Origin of the sequence: Pseudoalteromonas lipolytica (assembly GCF_003515105.1) — a bacterium.
GTDB classification, from domain to species: Bacteria; Pseudomonadota; Gammaproteobacteria; order Enterobacterales; family Alteromonadaceae; genus Pseudoalteromonas; species Pseudoalteromonas lipolytica.
In genome coordinates this window covers 135,519-155,266 of sequence record NZ_CP032092.1, presented here as the reverse complement: position 1 = coordinate 155,266, position 19,748 = coordinate 135,519, and the positions used below count along the sequence as shown (strand labels likewise).

Annotated in this window: 14 protein-coding genes; 2 read left to right on the top strand and 12 right to left on the bottom strand. The window is 36.6% G+C overall.

Translation table 11 applies throughout. From position 1 onward, the window contains the following. Positions 1-710: 710 nt before the first annotated feature. From D0907_RS20565 to D0907_RS20510, 11 genes are all read right to left on the bottom strand, one after another. Complete coding sequence (locus tag D0907_RS20565; protein WP_118845559.1) at positions 711-1,754, bottom strand: TraU family protein; 1,044 nt, start codon at positions 1,752-1,754, stop codon at positions 711-713. Then, positions 1,754-1,903, bottom strand: coding sequence for a hypothetical protein (locus D0907_RS21100; RefSeq protein ID WP_162898090.1), 150 nt, complete (start codon positions 1,901-1,903; stop codon positions 1,754-1,756). The genes D0907_RS20565 and D0907_RS21100 overlap by 1 nt, the downstream gene beginning before the upstream one ends. Beyond that, complete coding sequence (locus tag D0907_RS20560; protein WP_162898089.1) at positions 1,900-3,078, bottom strand: TrbC family F-type conjugative pilus assembly protein; 1,179 nt, start codon at positions 3,076-3,078, stop codon at positions 1,900-1,902. The genes D0907_RS21100 and D0907_RS20560 overlap by 4 nt, the downstream gene beginning before the upstream one ends. Beyond that, the gene (lepB, locus tag D0907_RS20555; protein ID WP_118845554.1) at positions 3,065-3,565 is read right to left on the bottom strand and encodes a signal peptidase I; all 501 of its coding nucleotides are present in this window, start codon (positions 3,563-3,565) and stop codon (positions 3,065-3,067) included. Before lepB ends, D0907_RS20560 begins: the two co-directional genes overlap by 14 nt. A gap of 485 nt (positions 3,566-4,050) precedes the next feature. After that, positions 4,051-4,362 carry a helix-turn-helix domain-containing protein gene (locus D0907_RS20550; protein ID WP_063528106.1) on the bottom strand — a complete coding sequence of 104 codons (312 nt, stop codon included), beginning with the start codon at positions 4,360-4,362 and terminating at the stop codon, positions 4,051-4,053. A 70-nt stretch (positions 4,363-4,432) separates the two neighbouring features. Further along, positions 4,433-4,768 (bottom strand): type II toxin-antitoxin system RelE/ParE family toxin, encoded by a 336-nt coding sequence (locus D0907_RS20545; RefSeq protein WP_118845552.1) that lies wholly within the window; start codon positions 4,766-4,768, stop codon positions 4,433-4,435. A 25-nt stretch (positions 4,769-4,793) separates the two neighbouring features. After that, a complete protein-coding gene (locus D0907_RS20540; protein ID WP_118845549.1) occupies positions 4,794-5,573 on the bottom strand; it encodes a tyrosine-type recombinase/integrase in 780 nt (259 codons plus the stop codon). A 197-nt stretch (positions 5,574-5,770) separates the two neighbouring features. After that, the gene (locus tag D0907_RS20535) at positions 5,771-11,362 is read right to left on the bottom strand and encodes a hypothetical protein (protein WP_118845547.1); all 5,592 of its coding nucleotides are present in this window, start codon (positions 11,360-11,362) and stop codon (positions 5,771-5,773) included. A 945-nt stretch (positions 11,363-12,307) separates the two neighbouring features. Further along, a complete protein-coding gene (locus D0907_RS20525; RefSeq protein ID WP_118845543.1) occupies positions 12,308-12,583 on the bottom strand; it encodes a hypothetical protein in 276 nt (91 codons plus the stop codon). 650 nt (positions 12,584-13,233) lie between these two features. Further along, positions 13,234-13,755: a hypothetical protein gene (locus D0907_RS20515; protein ID WP_118845539.1), complete on the bottom strand. Its 522-nt coding sequence runs from the start codon at positions 13,753-13,755 to the stop codon at positions 13,234-13,236. Positions 13,756-14,014: 259 nt separating this feature from the next. Beyond that, positions 14,015-15,916, bottom strand: a complete 1,902-nt coding sequence (locus tag D0907_RS20510; protein ID WP_118845537.1) for a DEAD/DEAH box helicase — start codon at positions 15,914-15,916, stop codon at positions 14,015-14,017. Positions 15,917-16,048: 132 nt separating this feature from the next. On the opposite strand from D0907_RS20510, the gene D0907_RS20505 reads away from it, so the two are divergent. Together D0907_RS20505 and D0907_RS20500 are read left to right on the top strand one after the other, a co-directional pair. Next, on the top strand, positions 16,049-16,723 hold the full coding sequence (locus D0907_RS20505) for a hypothetical protein (protein ID WP_118845534.1): 675 nt from the start codon (positions 16,049-16,051) through the stop codon (positions 16,721-16,723). Between the two features lie 23 nt (positions 16,724-16,746). Continuing rightward, positions 16,747-17,502, top strand: a complete 756-nt coding sequence (locus D0907_RS20500; protein WP_118845532.1) for a hypothetical protein — start codon at positions 16,747-16,749, stop codon at positions 17,500-17,502. A 70-nt stretch (positions 17,503-17,572) separates the two neighbouring features. Here the strand turns inward: D0907_RS20500 and D0907_RS20495 are convergent, their stop codons facing one another. Beyond that, entirely contained in the window at positions 17,573-18,706 is a 1,134-nt protein-coding gene (locus tag D0907_RS20495) for a replication protein A (RefSeq protein WP_118845530.1), read from the bottom strand. Positions 18,707-19,748: the final 1,042 nt, after the last annotated feature.

Sequence of the window (19,748 nt, the reverse complement as noted above, 5' to 3'; positions counted from 1 at the left end):
ACTTAGGGATGAAGGTGAGTTTGTATGCTTGGGTATTGATAAACAATTAGGAATTTGCTGGCTTAATAATTTATGAAATACACTTTAAAGATAGAGGCTGTGCTTATTATTGTCAAACTTCCATACTTAAAAATTTTTCGAAACTTTATGAGCCCCCCTTATTCGACATTAAGGTGGCGCCCATAAGTGATTCACTTCACACTGTTGTTTCAATAACTCCATGTTTTTAATATTAACTTTTTATAGGTGGAGTAAAAAAACCGAAACAAATAGAAGCTTAATTTAATATTAAAATTAGATAAATCTAGGGGGTATCGCTCAATTACCTAGTAATTTTTTGCTAAAAACAAATTTTCCCAAATGAATCCCTAAATATGCAAAGGTAACGAACGCAATATGAGCTACTATAAACATAGTTCACCCCCTAAGAGTAAACAAGACTATACGTCAGGTTAATAGTTTTCTAACTGACTTATCTCGGTGTGTTGAGAGTTTTAGTTCTAAGTATCTCTTTGCTTTTCCTTTACCCATGTGATCAAGGCACTCGCAAATAATTGAAACACTGTTACTCATCTCTTCTTCGTATTTTGGGCTCGTGTACTTGTGGTATGTTGTTTTCTTAAATCCAAATATGTGCATTGCTTGCTGTTTACTTAGCCTATATTTATTCAAAAAACTTCTAAAATCTTCGCTTTTCATTAAATTCCTCACTATTCTGAAGGCGCATTGATACCAGAGCTAATTACGCAACAGTCATTAAAACGCCACAGTAAATATAAGTAGTCTTCAAGACCTGGGATGGTTCTACCACCTGCCGCTGTAGACCATTTATGTTCAGACTCTCCCAATGGGTGACAGCACTTACCATTTGGGGAGTTTCTATCAGCTTCTGCTACGGGATGAAGCATCGAAAGCTTATACTGGGATTTGGGGATCATTGGCCAAAACTCGGGTTTACACATTGCATCCTCTCCGATTGTTTTTCTAGCCAACCCCTTTCGGTGCAAACTCGCAAGTACACGTTGTGTCAAAAGAGAAGTTACACGCGGCCCAGACTCACCATGATAAACATTTCCAGTAAATGGATAGAGACTTCCGTCGCAGCCAGCACAACCATATGTAGATTCTTGAACATCTCCTGCTGTAATTGCGGCACAACCCGCAGTACACCACGCTTTTGCAATTGGATTTGCAAATATAAATGCTTCTGGGGATAGTAAAATTGAGAGCAAATCATTGTTCCAAGTTGGATCAATCTCGCTAAGGTACATCAAATCAAAATCTGTATATTCACCACCACATTTAGGCAAATACAAAATTTCCAACATCGCAAATAATGGGTATGAATAGTAATGGTATTGGTACGTTGCCAAGTCTGCACCACCGGAACTTTTAACATCCACTCCAGTCGACAATGAAAATAGATCATCCTGAAGCCTAACTCCCCCTAATGCGGGTGCACACCATGGAACTCTCACATGTTCGACTAATCTAGACGGCTGCCAAAACCCCAGTTGATAGCCAAACTCCGGGATTCCAAGAGCATCATTACAAGCACAAATCGATTGGTCAGGTGCAGCCCCGTTTGGTTTTGGACCAACTCCCATCAATCGCACTGGTAAGAAGCACGACCAACAAACTTCATTTATTATATTGCTAAATACATTCGCGTTATTGCATGCGTTACCTTCGGCTTTTGTTTGCGTTGAAAATAAAGCTGCTAAGAAAATAAGGAAAATCAATGTAAAGCGCATTACAATTGAACCACTTTTGACTCTAACCAATTAAATGCGATTAGAAAGTAATGCCAAGCGGTATCCCAGACTTGCTTTGCTACAGTGGGGTACTCGTAACTTAAATAGATCCCACCTAAAACGCCTAACCCAACTAAAATTAATTTCATTTTTCACTCCAATCGAATTGACGTACCAATAAATAGCCATTGCTTTGTGTTTCGATTTTGCTTGGTGTAGCTTCCACTTTGAATTTCTCAATAACTTGTATAGGCAAAATGAAAACTGGTGCCCCAAACTCATTTCGAAACTTACTAAGGTCATCCCACCCTTTGCCTTTATCCATATGGGTTAGATGAATCTGAAACTGTCCTGATATCGATTTTAATTCTTCCTTAACCCAATCAACCTGTGACTTCACATAGGGATCAATTACAAAAATGGTTAGATGCATAGGGTATTGTTTTAAAGGGTTGGTTATGTCGCCAGCTCGGGCCAATATTTCTCCACGGCCATTTTTGATATCTTGAGTTACGCGAACAGTCGTATCTATTAGCCATTGCTTAGATTCTTCTGACGTTGGTAGAGGGTAAGTTTTATATTTCTTCCAGAACCTTTCTTTTGCTAAACGTTGCTTCTCAGCCCAATCAATCTTGCCTGCTGCAGCTTTCATTTGCTCTATGATGTCAGGTTCGTCAATATTGAATAATTGGCCTAATGGCTCTAACTTGAAATCGCCTTGTTTTTGGTCAAATTGCTCTTTTGCATATTGCGCATTCAATGTACCCGGAGCAATAAGGTGCTTATTACTATTTCTTATGACGATAGTTGGTACACCGGTTACATTAAACTCTTTAAATCTTAGTGGGTTTATTCCTACATTTGGTTCTACGTTTGATATGGCACTTAATTTCTGAATAAGCTTCATCGTCGATGATATGTGTGTAGCCCCTTTTTCTAGCCCTCTAAATAAAATTGTTAAGTTATGCTCTTTGGCCACTTTGAAGGCATCAATAAGTGCTCTTCTGGGCATTGAGAAACTTATGAAAATAGCGCCATCTGTACCTTCTAATAAATCAATTTTATTTTCTTGTTGTGGAAGCGCTCTCTTGATTATTTCACTGGAAATAACAACAGCCTGATCTGCAATTGACTTGGCTAAAGCTATATCTTTTTCTTGAATTGTTGGCTTATCTATATCTTTTAACCACCCATTTTCTTTGGCTTTCTCGACAGCCTTATTCGCAGCGTCTTGAAAACTAGAAACATCATATTCGTTTTTTTGATTGGCACTTACCGAAACTGAGAACGCACAAAGCAAAACTATCGACTTAAAAAATTGCATATGCTTTCCCCAAAATGTCCTCTTCATTTATTGGCCCCCAAAACCTGCTGTCATAGCTATAAATAGTCTCACCAACCATAAAGAATTCATTTTCATTCAAGGTAATTTGTCGCTCATACTCTTTTGGGTTTAACTGTAAGAAATTAATGGCATGCGTCATTCCAGCAATTTTGGATTCAACTCGATTTACAAACATTTCATTTGGCGAGAACTTGATTTCATCGCCAGGAACACCAGCTGCAATTTTTATGAAGTTCAACCCTTTATCAAAATTTTTATCTTCCTTGTTAAATTTGAATGCAACTAAATCTCCCCTTTTAATATCCTTATCACGCTTGTCGACTATGAACATGTGAGCATACAAACATTGGTCTTGAAATATAGGAAAAGAAAATGTGAAGCGAGCAAAAAATAATTCCGCTAACCCATATAAGCCTAGTAGTGTAAGGCAGACTATGATTGTGCTTTTTAACTTTATGCTATTCATAGCTAACTGTTTTTGTGAGAACGTAAATAAATTCTACAGTGGGATTTTTGAGTAATTCTGTGATTTTCTTTCGTATTGAACTTTTTTTTGGGGGTTAAGAGAATATTTGTGGTACATTAACGACATACTAAAGTCTCCTCCAAAGAACTCTAGTATAAAAAAAGGTAGCCTTTGGTTGAGGCTACCTTTTTTTTAACTTATACATTTTCTGTCTTAAATGTGCTTATTTAATTAAAGTTTTTAATATCTCATCAATTTCAGAGAATTGAACAATACCATCAAGTATAGGGTTCCTAGGTCGTGGAAACTAATTCTAAATTTCGGTGTCCCAAAAGTCGAAAGATCTATATAGTCAAGTCAAATCTCTTTCGCTAGTTACTCTATACCCGCAGAGTAGTTTTTGAGGTAACCAGCGGTATCTCTCACCGCATTACCTTGAAGTTCAGCCTTTGCTTTAGCACCTTACTTTATGCGTATTCCAATCATTAGTTAGTTGTAACTGCTTCTACAGCCATTGTTAATTGATTATCAGCAAACGCAGGCTTAAAACGGAAACCTATGCGATACAAGCAAGTCATTAGCTTATCAATGCTGAACTTTTCAATTCGCCCATTAACTAAATCGCTCACGCGAGGTTGCGTTAGCCCTAATTGAGCAGCAGCGTCGGCCTGTGACCAATTTTTGGCATTGATAATGTCACGAATGACAATCATCAAATCTGAGCGCGTCTGTAATTCAGAGGCTTCTGCTTTATCTTCGGTGATTGCATCAAAGATATTTGAGTATTCAAGAGTCATCTTAAAAACCTTATTGATTAACTTATAAGCACTATATATCAATAGTGATATATATACAAGTGTTGATATATTATTGTTTAATTTCTTTTTGCATTAGCTTGTACCGCTTCTTTGCAGTGTCCATAGCCTGTTTATCGACTCCGTTAGTCGTCTTGGTAAACGAATGCAAGATGAACACTGTATCTGCAAACTTAGCAACGTAAATCGTTCGATATGCTGGCCTGCCGTTCTCTATTAACTCAACAGCACCAATCCCTACACTTTCCTTTAAGTGCTTAAACTTGCTAAATGGCTCTTTGTTTTGACAAATAGCGTTTAAATCATTTGCAAAGCGCTTTTGAATTTTGTCGGGTAACGCTAGAAACTCTTTTTTTGATTGATTGTTTATAAACTTAAATTTTTTCAACTGGCTAATGTCCTTCCAAGATTATTTATTCTTTTATTCCTAGTGGCGGCACTGACTTATACAGGTTATTCAGTGCATCAGTTAATCGCTGTGGATCAGGGATGATGTATGTGTCAGTCATATCATCACTAACATGGCCTATAGCCATTTGTATAACGTCATAATCGACACCAGCATCAGATAGTAGACTGGCGGTACTTTTACGCCCTGAGTGGCTTGAGCCTTGTTTAAAGCCGCAGCTCTTAAATAAGTTTCTAACGTAGTTCTCCATGCTGCTGCAAACTAACGTTTCTTTTTGCCCATCTTGAGTCTGATATTTTTTGACGTTAAACGATAACGTAACCCAGCGCTTACCGCTTCTAGCTAAAAACAATGGACTATCTCCATTCAGACCACCGTAACTACCGTCTACCGATAGCATGGCTTTATCTGCTATGCGCTTATCACGCCATCGTAAAACTGCTTGCCTTTGCTGTTTTAATACCAACGCACAATCACGACTTTGATTTGTTTTTGTGTAATCAGCTCTCATTCTAAAAATAGATTTGAGTTCACCCGACTTGGTAAAAACGTCTTTAACTAGCAACTGGCATGTTTCACCAATGCGCGTTAGTGAACCGAACAAAAACCAAATTAATGCCACATTTCTCTCAGCAGTTTCACCACGATTAGCATTAGCAAGTATGTGCTTTAGCTGCGCTTTACTTTCTATTTTCCCTGCGCCTTTTCTGCTTGCTTCAAGCCGCTTTACCGCGTCAGAAACAGGCCGTCTACGAACAGGTTTATGACCTTTCTCAAATGGCATATAACATCCAAACAACACCCAATTCCAACATGGAATAATAAATAAACACCAAAAACCACAGGTGTTGTGTTTGTTCGAGATATTGGAATAGGTATTCTTCAATAATCTTCAACCTTTCAGCAACATTTGAGCCCAATCAAAAGTTATTCATTTTTTATGAATATGGCAGTCAAAATAGCTGCCATATTCACATATCATTAATGAATTGTCTGAGTGATAGCTATGTATTCGAAACTATCGTCATAACATCTACCTACAACATAATTTGTACCTTTTAGCTTATCCTTGCTGAATTGGATAATATTATGAGAATGCGTTAGTAACTCACCATTTAACTGCCATGTAGTCGCAGCAATTCGACCATCCGAGTCATTACAGTTGAGATGTAATTCAAACACTTGATCTATTTCATGCATATTAATACTACCGGTTGGTTTCTGATTTGGTATCACACTCACTTCAAATGACTGCGAACCTGTCTGACCAAACTCAGTTTCAACATCAACGCGGATAGTATGATCACCAACTGATAAATCTCCAATACTTTCTCTATAGCGCTTGCTTTCCATGACAAGCTCGCCATCCAAGTACCATTTATACACTGAAACTCTATCATCTGGATGTGAAAGCCATACACGAGATCTAAGTGATACATCTAATGGATATCTCAGGTATTCATTACTGAATGTACGCACGATCTCAATTTCTAATGGGGTTGGAGGTAAAACTTCTACAATTTGACTTACTTCTTTGCTTTGTCCCCTGCTGTTAGTAACCCTAAATGTGAGGTTTTTCATTCCTTCTTGGGAAAACTGCAGAGTAAACTTGCCGTCATCTTGATTTAACACTTTAACTCCGGGTGTTTTTAGTAGCTCATATGTATACTCGACGCCAGGAGCAAAATGACGCTCTAAACCTACCCATGCAATGTGTTTAGAAGGCATGTAATTTACTGTAGCTGGCATGTTTAGTTCAATTTCAGGAAACTCGTATGTCCAGCTTTTCACACGAACTCTAGTCTCGTTGATTGTCTCTTGCTTTGACCCCTCTACCCAAGCTTGGTAGGTCAGAATAAAGTTTCTTCCTTCAAGAAGATTTTCACTAAATGTCAGGTCAAATTCACTATCATTTATTACTTTCCCATCCGGTAACACCCATTGGTTTTGAGTCCTACCATTAATAGACTCAGTTCTTGTGAAAGAGCTTCCTTTAATATGGTGTGTAGAGCCGACTTCGACTAGATCAGGGACATCTAAATCAAAATAGAATCGTGGCGCTCTTAAGAAGTAGTATCGCGCCCTAGCTTCGACAAAAGCTTCATCACCCAAACTACTGTCACTTGCTATCCCGTTATATTTCATTCGGGCATTGATATCTCTTCCTGTAAAGTCATCTTTATAGAATGAGATTTCTGCTGGACCTGAGAACCAAGACTTACGATTATCAGTTGACCACTCGATAACACCATCCCCATTTTGAACGAGGTTATCTCCGTCATACAAAACGAACTTTGCAGCTTCATTAAATAGAACTTCATTAGTTTGTTGAATTAATAGTTCAGGTTTTTCATAAGCAACAACTTTTAGAGTACCGCTAGTTGACCATTCGCCTGTAAACTTATTTTCAACTTTAACTCTCAAGTATTCAATTTCTTCGTTTTCATATCGCTTACGCCAACGTAAAGTATCTTTATGTTCTGTAGACTCCCTCCAATCTGAACCGTTACTTGAAACTTCCCACACAACTCGGCCAAGTGATCCAACATCTGCTCGGTCTTCAGGTGAGTAAATTGCTGAAGCTCTCAATGGTATCCGGCCCTTAATTAAGCCATCCTTTAGCTCCCCTTCAATTTTAGTGCCTTTGTACACAATAAAGTATGCACGAGCAGACTGAATATAGTACTCATAATCAGGTATAGGTGTTTTTGCTTTTGCTACTGCAACATAAATTCCACTTTCTTCGCCAATAACTTCCATTGGCATTTTTATGAAGGCTTCTCCTTTCGCATCTATTGTGACAGTTTCTGTTAATGGTTCAGGTATATTTCTTCTGTCATACTTACCTATGTAAACTTCCCATTCACCCATTGAGCTTTTGTCATAAACCCATCCATCGATTCGATTGTAATTCCCAAGGTTGATTTTAGCCGTTACTTCATCGGTAGATAGGATCTGATCATCTTGAAAATCTAGATTAACGCCAAGTGTGCTATCAGGAACGACTAAAGCTTTAATGCTTTGGGATGCATTTATTTCTGGCATTCTATGGTACTTAACGTTGTAATCGATAGGGAATACTTCCCATAGATTGCGTTCAACTTCAAAAGGCATATCGAACCTACCAGATGTTCTAAATATTTCACCTGTTCTTGTAGAAGGGTTTTTCGGAAATGTTTGGCTAACCCCTTTGGTGTCGAATGTCATATCTAATGAACCAGGGCTCGATACAGTACCCATTCTGACAATTTCACCACCCGAGTATTCAACTGGATAAAAACCGTTTATAAGTTCTCGCCTTGAGCTAGCTTCAACTGAAATCCCTGTTGGTTCCTGAGAAGAAATCAGTGTCTTTTCATTAGGTATGATCAGCGTTTCACCAAACTCATTAATTATTTCGATATCGCTTTCAATTTCTACAAGCGCTTTGTCTAAATAACCAACAGCCGATGGTGTTCTACCTCGCAATGATATTTCAAAGCCTTCTGGTAAATTAACCCAATTGAATATGCAACTTTTAACACCTTTGCGCGCATATTTAACCGCGAGGTCTCTTTCACTATAGAACCGGCACTCTTCGCCGCTCACTTGTTCAGAATCTAAATAAACCAATTCAATTAGTCTGAACGGTAGATAGTCGTTTTCACGATGCTTTATATCAAACGACATAGGAGCAAAGACAACATTTAGATCATAATTAAATTTATCACCTGAAGAGTTTTTAACTACAACACTAATTTCTGCATTATCTTTTGGTGATAACTGCTGAGCTAAGCCATTAATAGTGACAATACCGTCACCAACAGAATTTAAACTTAATGGCACGCCGTTTGATTGTACACTCTCAATAGTGACACCATTTACGTAGCCATTAAACCCTGCTACTAACAGTTCACTATCAAAGTAGAACTCATCATCTTCCTCCATACTTTGGCTGTTTCTGAAAATAGAAATTGATGGCTGCTTACGAGATAAGAATGCAGCGTTTTTAAATTCTTTTTTATCTGATTTTGAATATAAGTACTTTGAAGTAACCGTAATATCGTAGTGTCCATCTGGTACACTCTGCACATCAGCTGTATAAATAAACTTGTTATTAATAACTTCAGGCCCGGTTAGATTTTTTACTATTACAGTTTCACCTTCAGTAATATTATCGTTTTTAAAAAGAGTAGTACCGTCAAATTCAAGTTCCTTAAGGACTTCGTGCGAACCACTAACTTTAAACTCAAGTTCAATCGATTTAGGAAGCCACCATGTACCTGATATAGCTGGAGACGGTTTATCAAATACAACTCTCGCTGTTTCGTTCTCAACATCTATAGAAGCGCCTAACAAGCCAAAGCTCAATGGCAAACCACTAGCCCTTGCATTAACTTTTACTTGCTCTACCCGAGAGTATGCATATTCCCAACTTACAGTGGCCTGTGAGTTTATTTCTTTATCAGTAAAGTACTTATTAATTGAATTTACCTTAAACTGGTGAGAAACAATGCCATCCTCATAGCCAATGTAATTTTTATTTCCAAGGAAATAAGGAGTGATATTTATTGTGCAGGATGTACTTCCAGCATTTATTAAACAACTCCCCAAATTATCGACAATCACCTGTTGTGAATAATTAACTGGCTTAGTAGTGATTGAAATGGCTTTAACCTGAGAGTTTGGATCGTGATTGACATCGCTATTATTGTCGATCCATTTATTCCCTACATAAATAGAATATTTTGTTAGTTCAGGCGCAATTGGGGCCTCGACGTTAAAAGATGTAGTTCCAGACTTGATTAGTGTTTTCTCTTTCTCCGCGCCAAAATAGGCATACACTTTATACCCAACAGGCACAACTCCGCTCATTCTCAATCGACCTTTCAGAGAAAAGTTATCTCTATCAAGCTCATCCATACCAACCCATTCAAAATAACACTTTCCAGATACATTATTGTTGGTACCAATTGCAACCGCTTCATTAGTCACAATGTCACAGAAACCTGAAAACTTAGTTTGGACTGCTTCAAAACTAGACTCTTTTACGTGAGATACTAATCGACCACCTAAATTGTTAATCTTAAACTCGATTTCATCTTGAACTTTATTTAGTGTGATTGTTCTGGAATATAAATGTCCCAGAGTATCCTTGACCGTAACTTTTATTGTATTTAAGCCATTTTTGAAAATAACAGTGTCAGGTATTGTGGCCACACCAATTTTAGGCTTGTTAAAAGCAACGTTAGAAGAATTAATTTGAATAGATATCAGGTCAACGTCATCTGTAAATGAATTGAAAGTTGAAATTACCAGCTCTTGATTGTATGCAAAGTTACTGCTGTTATTTTGCTTAACACCTGATTTGAAAATATCAATTTTTGGGGCAGCTTTGTTAATTCTTAACCCATTAAAATTTTGGTTAGAAGGGATGCCACTTGAATTTGTGAAAGCCACAGAAGCACCATAATAACCATCTTCAATTTGCGTCATATCAAACGTGTAAACATATGCACCATTTACACTTTCTCTCTTAGTGCTCGTAATAGTCTCATTTGCTGTAACTAGTGAGCCATCTTTTGTATATAGAACATTCCCGCTATAGGTGATGCCACTTGAAATGGTTGGCTGACTATTTCGGCTGAATTTTACATTTAACTCAGATGGGGCCCACCAATCGCCAACAATCTCGCTTGAAGGCTTATTTAAAACGAGTTTAGCTGTGTTATTCGAAACTTGAATTGATTTGCTATTAACGTTTATTGTCTTTGTAGTCGCATAACTAGCAGGCATTGAATTAACCTCAAAAAGGTCAATTTTTGTTGGTTGGTAATTCCAAGGAACAGTTAAAGCGTGTTTGGTGTTACTAACTCCCCAATAACTATTACTCGAATCAACTGACACTTGATAGCTTAAAGAGCCCACTTTATTTGAAATAGCATCACCAAGCTTTATTTCTGAAAATGAAATATCGCATGAAGTAGCGCCACTTACTACTGTACAGCTACCAAGCGATGGTATAGATACCTTCTGACTGTAATCCCTTGCTTCAACATTAACTCTAACTGCAGAAAACTTGTTTGCGGGGTTGTAATTGGTATGGCTACCTACGCTTTTCCATGAGTTTCCAAGCTTAACTGAGTATCTTTGGACAGTGGGCTTAACTGGAGCTGCAAAATTGAAAATAAAGTTTTTTGTATCAACTAACTTTTTAGCTTTTGCTGACCCTGAATAATAATAAATTGAGTAGCCAATACTATTCGGACCTGAATTGGAGGCAACGCCTTCAACTTTAAATCCATCAATTGAATAACCGGCTGTGTTATTCCATTCAAATAAACAATATCCAGCGCTTAAGGTTCCCCCTTGTAATGCTAAATTATTATCTGTAGTGACAGTACAGTAATCGTCTATAACAGTTTGGCGAGCCTCAAGCTTGAAGTTTCTTACGTTTGAAATAAGTGTGCCTGATTTGTTCTCGATGACAAATTCTGGTTTGTAGACATTCATCGTTCCTTTGATAGTTGTGATAGCAATAGCGCTAAATGAAAACATCAAAGTAGTTAAAGCCGCTGCCTTTAAATAACTCATTATTAGACCTTGTTGGAATTACTCAGAGTTAACTTACCAACTTAGCCAATCAATAAAGCCTGAAAAAAAATTGAAATAGAAGAAAAATTCGTTTTATTAATTTTGGAAGGGAATGATTAAAGAAATTTCCAACCAACCCTAGTCAAACTGCACTATCACATTTAACTTTGTCATTAAAAGCAACAAAGAAAATAGCATACATCGATATGCATAAAGTTGTTTCTGAATAGATTGCAACAGTCTTCCATATGGGAAATTTTGCCATGACTGGATACAAGCTTAACCAAAACACAGTGTAAATTGATAAAGTAAACATAGCTGGTTTAATGATCTTCTGTGGAAGAAGATGTTTAAACTTAACTAAGAAGATTACCAAGAAAATGTAAAATGAAGCATTAAACATTGCCAGTAGCCCTCTGAAGTTCCAAGTGGAAATCCCGAGCCACCAGCCAATTAACAACCAAGAGTAAATTATAGAAAAAACACAAAAAGTTATTTTGAAACTAACTTTCAATTTAAGTAAGTAGAAAAGGCCGAACAGCATAAAAAACTTTTCTAGAAAGTTAAGAGATGTGAAGTACAAAAGTGTGTTCCATACATCTCCACTATTGTATAAAAAGAATAACCCTACCTTAGTCACGCATGAAATAGCTATGGCAAAAAAGAAGCAAATAGCCGAAAGGTTTTTATTGAATATGATTGATTTATAAAACTGAACACTAAAGGCTAGCAAAACAGGTGCGCTTATCACGTAAGCTAATTGATTAACCATTCATACGCCTTTCTGACTAGTTTATAAAGGGTAAGTGTAGTTGATGAATTAGGTACTGTACTTTTATAGCATATGTATTTTTAGTTTGAATAAATAAAGCTCATCTTAATAAATACTTTATAACTTATATATCAGATGGTTACGAAAAGGAAATGGCCTACTCTATGACAATATTAATTTTTTGCCTTAATCAACAAAGTCAAAACTTGTGAAACTAATTGGGATAAAAAATCTTCGCTATACTCTAACACTTTCTCCAACTCGGCTTTGTTTTTAGATGGCTCTAAACCGATAACAAAGCTTTCAAACTCTTGGCGGTTATCTAGTATCGAAATCACATTGTCGATTGTTAAATTAGGCTTTGAACCCTCTAGCAAAGCAATAAGCTTAAGTGAAAATTTACTAAATGGGCTTTCATCACAATATTGCTTAATTTTTTCTGCAATCATACCTACCTCAATATTTAAAAAACCAAATTACTTATAAAGCACTAGACGGCGCTAGTAATGAAATCTCTTTGTTAAACGATTGAAATCGCTCGTTACACAAAGCCAGTACAAGCTTAATTTTATTCTTTTTTGTTAACGATCTATTTTTTAGATTCGCGATGAATTTCACTCAAAATGGCAAAAACTAAAATCACAAAACACCAAACAGGTAACCAAATAAAGGTGGCTAGATTGCTTTGGAAGGTTGTAATGTTTTTTACACTCCAATAGCTATTGCAATATATGGCCATTAAAATAATGTACGTTAGGATGCTGATAGCGAGTACGATGTACCAGGTTATAGTATTGAGCTCGCTTCTAGCGCTTATTAATATTATTGACGAGCTTGTTAACACGAAGATGTTTGAATACACAATCACTAAAAATATATTTAGGAATTCGATGTCGAGTGTGAAAAAAGCATCGATGCTGCCTAAGTTCTCAACAATGAGCGAATGAACGTACAAAATGAAAACTAAGAACGCTGTCAAGACTGCTGCTGTAACAAGACTGGTCGTTATATATTTACATCGCTTTAATTCTTCTGATTTCACATTACTCATACAATCACCTTACTGATTTTATATTGTCTTGATAAAACCGACTTAACCTCAATCTAATTGATAAGAACGCAGGTTTTCTGCTTCACTATTAGATTTTGTTACCTTTGAATTCGTGGCTCGTAATTTTGTTGGCGCATTTTTAATAGCAAGCGATGCACACATTTTCACTTGCTCTAAACCATATTCGCTTTTTTGTGTTAATCCCGATTCAATTAGAGCTTGCTCACCTTGGATGCTTACTTTTATTTCAGGGCAATCAACATATCTCAGGCTTGGGCCGCATGACCACTTCGCATAGTCATCTGATCTGCTGCTATTGCTTGATGTAATAGAATAACTAAACTCATGAGCAGTATAGCTTTTACAATCAAGATCAAAAAAACCAGCCCTTTTTAATTTCACTGAACCAATTTCACTAAGTTTCTCTTTCTCAACCGGGGTTAAGCTCATTTCAATATCCGGTATAGAGCCTCGGTAGTTAGACACCCACGCTAAAATACCCGCAACTAAAAGCGTAACTAATAGTAAAGTGAGTAATGTGATCAGCTTACGTTCTGAATTTAATTCCACAACAAACTCCGGGTTTGAAATTTTTAGACAACTTAATTAGCTTCTACAGTTATTTCTGTATCCAACCTATGAATACCAGCAAAGTAAATTTGCCTTCTGCTAACCGTTTAAAGATAAGATCTAGATTTGCTAGTAATATATCAGTATGTATTTATCGTGCTCCGCGAGTTTTATTTACTATTTTTAGTTTTTTTTTGCGATTCCGTGAGATATTTATGCTTCACAAAGAGAGCAAAACAATGAAATTGAATGTTAAGAGTTAATTTGTAGTTTCTAGTGTCGATAGAATTTCTTCCACATCAGAAACTTCAACTTTTTCCCCAATTAATATGGATTTAGTAGACCCGCTTTGAGATAAGTCGCTTGCTTTAACAATATCGCCAAATCCTCTTAAGATCATATCTTGTTCGGCCAATTCATAACCATCGTCGAACTTAGTTAAGAGAAGTAAGCGTTGTAATGATTTTTCACCAATCTCAGTTGGGCAATATAAATCTAGCTGTCCTTTTCCACCATGACGCACTAAACGTCCCCGTATTTGATGGCACGTTATTGTTCCGAACCTTTCAGCATGATAGATGATCGTTTTTGTTAACCGAGGGATAGTCAAGCCAATTTCAACCATTGTTGTAGAGATTAGTATGCTAGCCTTGCCCGACTTAATATCTGCAATTGATTTTCTGTTGTGGTCTGGACTGCAACCCGAATGAATATACCTAACTTTATTTCGGGCAAACTTGTTCCACTTCGTGAATACCTCTTCTACAGATGCGAAATTCTCAGAATTATCCTTTGTTGGACATACAACGAGTACTTTGTTACCAAGCTCAACTTGATTAAGGCACTCTTTCATTAGTGCATGGCTTTCACTTTTAAGTCTTAACTTAGTGGTTATCTCTTTCTTAGCATGACATTTGGTAAGTCTGAATATGTGCTTTGAATTACCATACGAAATCAAAGCCTGGGTTCTAGGTATTGGAGTAGCTGTTGCTTCCAAAAAGTGTGTATTTTCAGAAAGTAGTAATTCTCTTTGCTCAAGTCCAAACCGATGCTGTTCATCAACCACAACTAAATCCAGTACACCAACCCTTCGATGTAACAGAGCGCTTGTACCGATTAAAAAATTCATTTCCTCTAAGTTTGTTTGTTCTGTTTCTAATGTAACTAAGACTGGCTTTAACGAACCAAAATATGAATTTAGCTCTTCATGAATTTGCTCTGCAAGGGTTTGGCTAGGTAACATAATCGCTGCTCGCCCACCAGCGGAGACCACTGAAGCTGCGCAAATTCCGTAGACAACTGTTTTTCCAGTTCCTACATCACCAATTAGAGCCCCATCGACTTTGGTACCTTCCTTAAATTTATTGGTTATTGATTCAACAATTTGTGTTTGTTCTGTAGTTAATTCAAAAGGAATTTTTTCCTTTAGCACGTTGATAGGTAGACCGTGTAAAGAGTTTACAAGTTTATTTGGCTCTCTTGGATTTAAGGCATTCATTTCACGGATACAATATAAGGCGGCAATTCTTTTTATGACACCCCTAGCTTCTTCCCATGACTCTACCGAACTAGGATTGTGCAATTCGGTTAGAACATCTTTTAAAGTCATTTTCTTAGTCTTTAAAACTTGTCTAATGTTTGGTACCCATTTTATAACTTCCCTTAGATGTTTTTCTGCTTGATTAAGTGTGTTGGGTAACTGTTTTCTAATAACCTCTCTTACCTGCTCTTTAGACAGGTAACCGCGCTTAGATTTGTAAATTGGTACGAATTTCCCAATGTCAGCACTGGATATTAATTTTGCTGCGCGTAAGTTTAGGTAAGCCCCATTAGCAAATGAAACTCCTTTGAAGTAATAGGTTGAACCAACTTCAGCCAGACTTTCTTCAATAAGCTTTGTATCACCGAAAAGCTTTATTGAAAGTAAGTAACCTAAATCGTCAAACAGCTCAATTGTTAAAACCCCTTTCCCTCTAACCCAATTGAAAGATGGTGCTGATACTAATTTTCCAGCTATTACTACTTTATGGCCGCTTAATTGATATACCTTAGAAAATTCAGTGACAATGTTTGTGTAATCTTCAATTTCTACTGGGCAAATTAATGGCACCTGCCAAGCATGTTTAATACCAAAGCACTCTAATGATTTCAGCTCCATCATTTTCCCCGTCGTTGAATCGTTCCTTTATATTCCCTCATATTGAAAAATGTGCAACTTGGAGGTTTTTAACTCTAAAAATGCGCGATATCTATGTTTTGAAATAATGAAGTAAATTAATTACTGGATTTGTTTATGAATAATCATCCTCAATATCAACCACAATATCAGCCTCAAAAAAGTGCGAATGAGTATTTTGATTCTAGTCAGATGCATAACACAGGTGCTGAATGTCAAAACCAATACGTGAATGAAAACTATATTCCTAGTCATATGCATAACAATAATGCACAGTCTCCAGTGAAACAGAGTCAAGAGGGTCAAACACAAAGCAGTGATTTCAACCCTGATTATGCTCCCGGTGGTAGGTATTACTCAATTAAAGTTCATGCAAGCAAGGCTGCTGTCGAATTCAAAGCAGATATAACAAGGAAAGGGGTTATTACTATTCGAATTGAGGCCGCTTCTGGAGCAAATAAAAGTTATGACTGGAAAAACAAAATTTCCATTCAGCTTACTCAGCTAGGTTTGATTGAATTTCTATGCGCATTTTTATTCATTAAGGAAAGTATTGAGTTAAAGCATTACGGAGCAAAGAATGACAAATCATTAAAGGTTCAATACCAAGAAGGGAAGTTGTTTGTGCAAGTATCACAAAAAGGTAAAAAGCTTTGTGGAGTACCTATTCCTATCAATGAAGCAGTTCGTATAGGTCAATTTGCACTGGACTCTTATTTGAAAAACTTCGACAACATCAGTGCTGAATTTGCTGTGCAGAATTTTAATCGAGCAGCTAGTTTGGGTCTTTGAGCGCTTGAAAATGGAGGTTGAAGATGTTTTTACAAAATGACGATGCTCTAGAAATACCTCATGGTAATTCATCTGTTTGGCGGTATATGAGTACTTGGAAATTTGAACAGTTACTCATAAATTCCACTTTGTTTTTTCCAAACGCTAATGCACTCTCAGATCAATATGAAGTATCTATACCTGAAAGTGTTAAAAACAAAAAAAGAGATGATCTAATTAATGATGGTATTACTGGGAACAATCTTAAAGGTGAATTGGAAGCTTTTTTTGGGAACACCAATCCTAAGAAAAATTGTGTCTTTATCAACTGCTGGTCATTAACTCCACATGAGTCATACGCTTTATGGAAGATTTATCTTTCAGGTGAGGCGAATGGGGTTGCCGTTAAAACGTCGGTGAGCAAACTTAAACGCTCTGTGATTAACGGGCAAGACAATAACCCAGAGCCATTTTATATGGGTAAAGTTAAATATAAAAAACACCTTTGCGATGATAGCCTATCAAGGCTATCACTAATAACAACGAAAAAACCATTTTATGATTTTGAAAAAGAGCTAAGGCTTTTCATATTGAATGATTCACCTCCTGAGAAGAGCTTGGATCAAACTGTTAATTTCATTCAAGGTAAGAGCGTGAAGATTGATGTTAATGAGCTTATTCAAGAAGTGTACATTTCGCCATTTGCTTCGCAAGGTTACATAGATGAGGTAAAACAATTACTTAAAAAGTATGGTTATTCAAAGGCTTTGATTAAAGAATCTGAAATACTTGATATGTAAAATTGGCTTTAATCCACTGCACTGTTCAACTTTAACAGTGCAGTCCCCATAACCAATATAGTACTGCCCCTTACTGCTCGATTAAAAGAGTTTCAACAACTTCTTCTGTCGTATTGCTTTTAATTTTTATTTTTTTAGCGTGTTTATTAAGTGACACGATTTCATCACAGAACCCTTCTGTTGGGTATAGAGTATACTTGTAGTCTATAACTTTATCTTCATCGTCCTTTACAGCAGCGATATCATACTTCTCTAAAATGCCAGCATTAATAAGATCTTTCATAGTTGAAGTCATATTTCTGCGAATAGCAATTAAGCGATTTTCAGTAATGTCTTCTGACTCAATAGAGCCAAACTTAATCATTATTCTTACAAGCATGAAGTGATACGTCTTTTCGGGGCTGGCGTATCTAAACAATGTATAAAGTCTTGTTGTAAGCCAACTAGATAAGGTTCTCTTAAATTGTTGCGCCTGGTTAAAGTAATATCCTTTATAAGATACAGTTTCAATTTGCTGAGCCATGTACTCATTAAGAAATACAATGCATCTCTGAGTGCTTGGCCCTTTTTTACCAGAAAAATGAATTGACCCCAGATAAGGCATTTTTGCTTCATTTGTTTCTACTTCACCATTTGAATTGGTGCTGTAGTTAAAAGACAGTTGACTCCCAGACAGGATTAGTAGCGCTTCCTTTAAATCTGGATAAGATAATGATTGATTAACTGACTTAAGCTCTGCATTTAGTTCATTCATTTTAAAATGAATTGCGTAACGAGTGCCGCTTGCGTTATTAATCTTAGAAATATTGCCTTTTGTTGCAAGTGAAATAAGCGCCCTTTCTACCTTTTCTTCGCGATCAGATGGCCAAGCAACATAGTCTGTTTCTTTACCTTTGATTACAGCTGGTGAGATTTGCAATTCACCGGTGTATTCAACACCATCCAACTTATCAGAAATAGAGCGAGAATTAACGAGCCTTTCTGGTGCTTGTCTAATTGGGTATATGGTAGTTTTAACTCTTACAAAACGAGACCATAAATCGTATAAAGGAAAGGTATTTGATAATGAATTAGATTTCAAACCTTCAAAATGCACATCAGTAAAGAGTTTAAGCTGCTCAACCTCAGCGGCTTCCTGAACTACTAGCCCTTTGGTGCTGATAGTCTCTGGCAAATTATTTATTGTAAGTTTGTTTTTGCTCATACCGAAATTCCCGCATACTTGAATTTCAAATATATCAAATCGCTATATAAATAACACAGCAAAATGCACCATTATTAAAAAACTCTTTATAATCATTACGATAATAGAGTGTAACTGTGATCTGACTACCTAATTAACCTATTAAAAATAACGTGTAATTGCGATCTGGTCGTTTGAGTAACAGTATGAATAACGTGTAACTGCGATCTGAGTTCAAAACCTATCTATTTGATTAACGTGTAAATGCGATCTGAGGTGAAGATTTAGTTCAAAAATAACGTGTAAATACGATCTGGGATGAAAATTGAGGCCGAAAAATAACGTGTAAATGCGATCTGGGATGAAATTTGAGGCCATAGAATAACGTGTAAATGCGATCTGGGATGAAATTTGAAGTCATAAAATAACGTGTAAATGCGATCTGACACAAAAATTTAGCTCATAAAATAAAGTGTAAATGCGATCTGAGAAGCTACATAACTACTGAATAACGTGTAATTAGGGTCTGAGATTTATTTTCAGTATATTATTTCATCAACTTACTTCTGTGTACCCGATGTGAACTTAAAACTATTGGTCAAAAATAAATCGGAAGAATTTGCTCTAAAAAGGACAGAGAAATTACAAAATAAAGTGTAAAACCGATCTGAAAAATAAAACACATACATTTCAATGGTTTACAGAATTGTACCACACGCAAACAAAGGTAACGGGCGAAAAAAAACTTTTTTCAAATGAAAATTCACTAAACTTCTGTAGTATGGATTCAGCAGGGCTGTGAATAACCCCCTAAAAAAAGGTGTAATTGCGATCTGAGAAGCATGCAATTGCGATCTGGTACAGTAATTTGGCCTATTTTCAATCATTTCGAATAAAAATCAAACTGTGGTTGTGAATAAAATAAAGTGTAAATGCGATCTTGAGCAATGTCGTTGTGGATATTTTACAGGCAACCCTTTATAACCTGTTGATAATAATATCAATATGAGTACCAATAAGGTGTAGCTGCGATCTAAGTAAGGTGTAATTGCGATCTAAATAA

What these genes read in the sequence shown, in the direction of transcription:
- lepB (WP_118845554.1), bottom strand. Translation starts at nt 3,565, where the DNA reads ATGAATAGCATAAAGTTAAAAAGCACAATCATAGTCTGCCTTACACTA.
- D0907_RS20535 (WP_118845547.1), bottom strand. Translation starts at nt 11,362, where the DNA reads ATGAGTTATTTAAAGGCAGCGGCTTTAACTACTTTGATGTTTTCATTT.
- D0907_RS20510 (WP_118845537.1), bottom strand. Translation starts at nt 15,916, where the DNA reads ATGATGGAGCTGAAATCATTAGAGTGCTTTGGTATTAAACATGCTTGG.
- D0907_RS20560 (WP_162898089.1), bottom strand. Translation starts at nt 3,078, where the DNA reads ATGCAATTTTTTAAGTCGATAGTTTTGCTTTGTGCGTTCTCAGTTTCG.
- D0907_RS20505 (WP_118845534.1), top strand. Translation starts at nt 16,049, where the DNA reads ATGAATAATCATCCTCAATATCAACCACAATATCAGCCTCAAAAAAGT.
- D0907_RS20540 (WP_118845549.1), bottom strand. Translation starts at nt 5,573, where the DNA reads ATGCCATTTGAGAAAGGTCATAAACCTGTTCGTAGACGGCCTGTTTCT.
- D0907_RS20525 (WP_118845543.1), bottom strand. Translation starts at nt 12,583, where the DNA reads ATGATTGCAGAAAAAATTAAGCAATATTGTGATGAAAGCCCATTTAGT.
- D0907_RS20500 (WP_118845532.1), top strand. Translation starts at nt 16,747, where the DNA reads ATGTTTTTACAAAATGACGATGCTCTAGAAATACCTCATGGTAATTCA.
- D0907_RS20495 (WP_118845530.1), bottom strand. Translation starts at nt 18,706, where the DNA reads ATGAGCAAAAACAAACTTACAATAAATAATTTGCCAGAGACTATCAGC.
- D0907_RS20550 (WP_063528106.1), bottom strand. Translation starts at nt 4,362, where the DNA reads ATGACTCTTGAATACTCAAATATCTTTGATGCAATCACCGAAGATAAA.
- D0907_RS21100 (WP_162898090.1), bottom strand. Translation starts at nt 1,903, where the DNA reads ATGAAATTAATTTTAGTTGGGTTAGGCGTTTTAGGTGGGATCTATTTA.
- D0907_RS20565 (WP_118845559.1), bottom strand. Translation starts at nt 1,754, where the DNA reads ATGCGCTTTACATTGATTTTCCTTATTTTCTTAGCAGCTTTATTTTCA.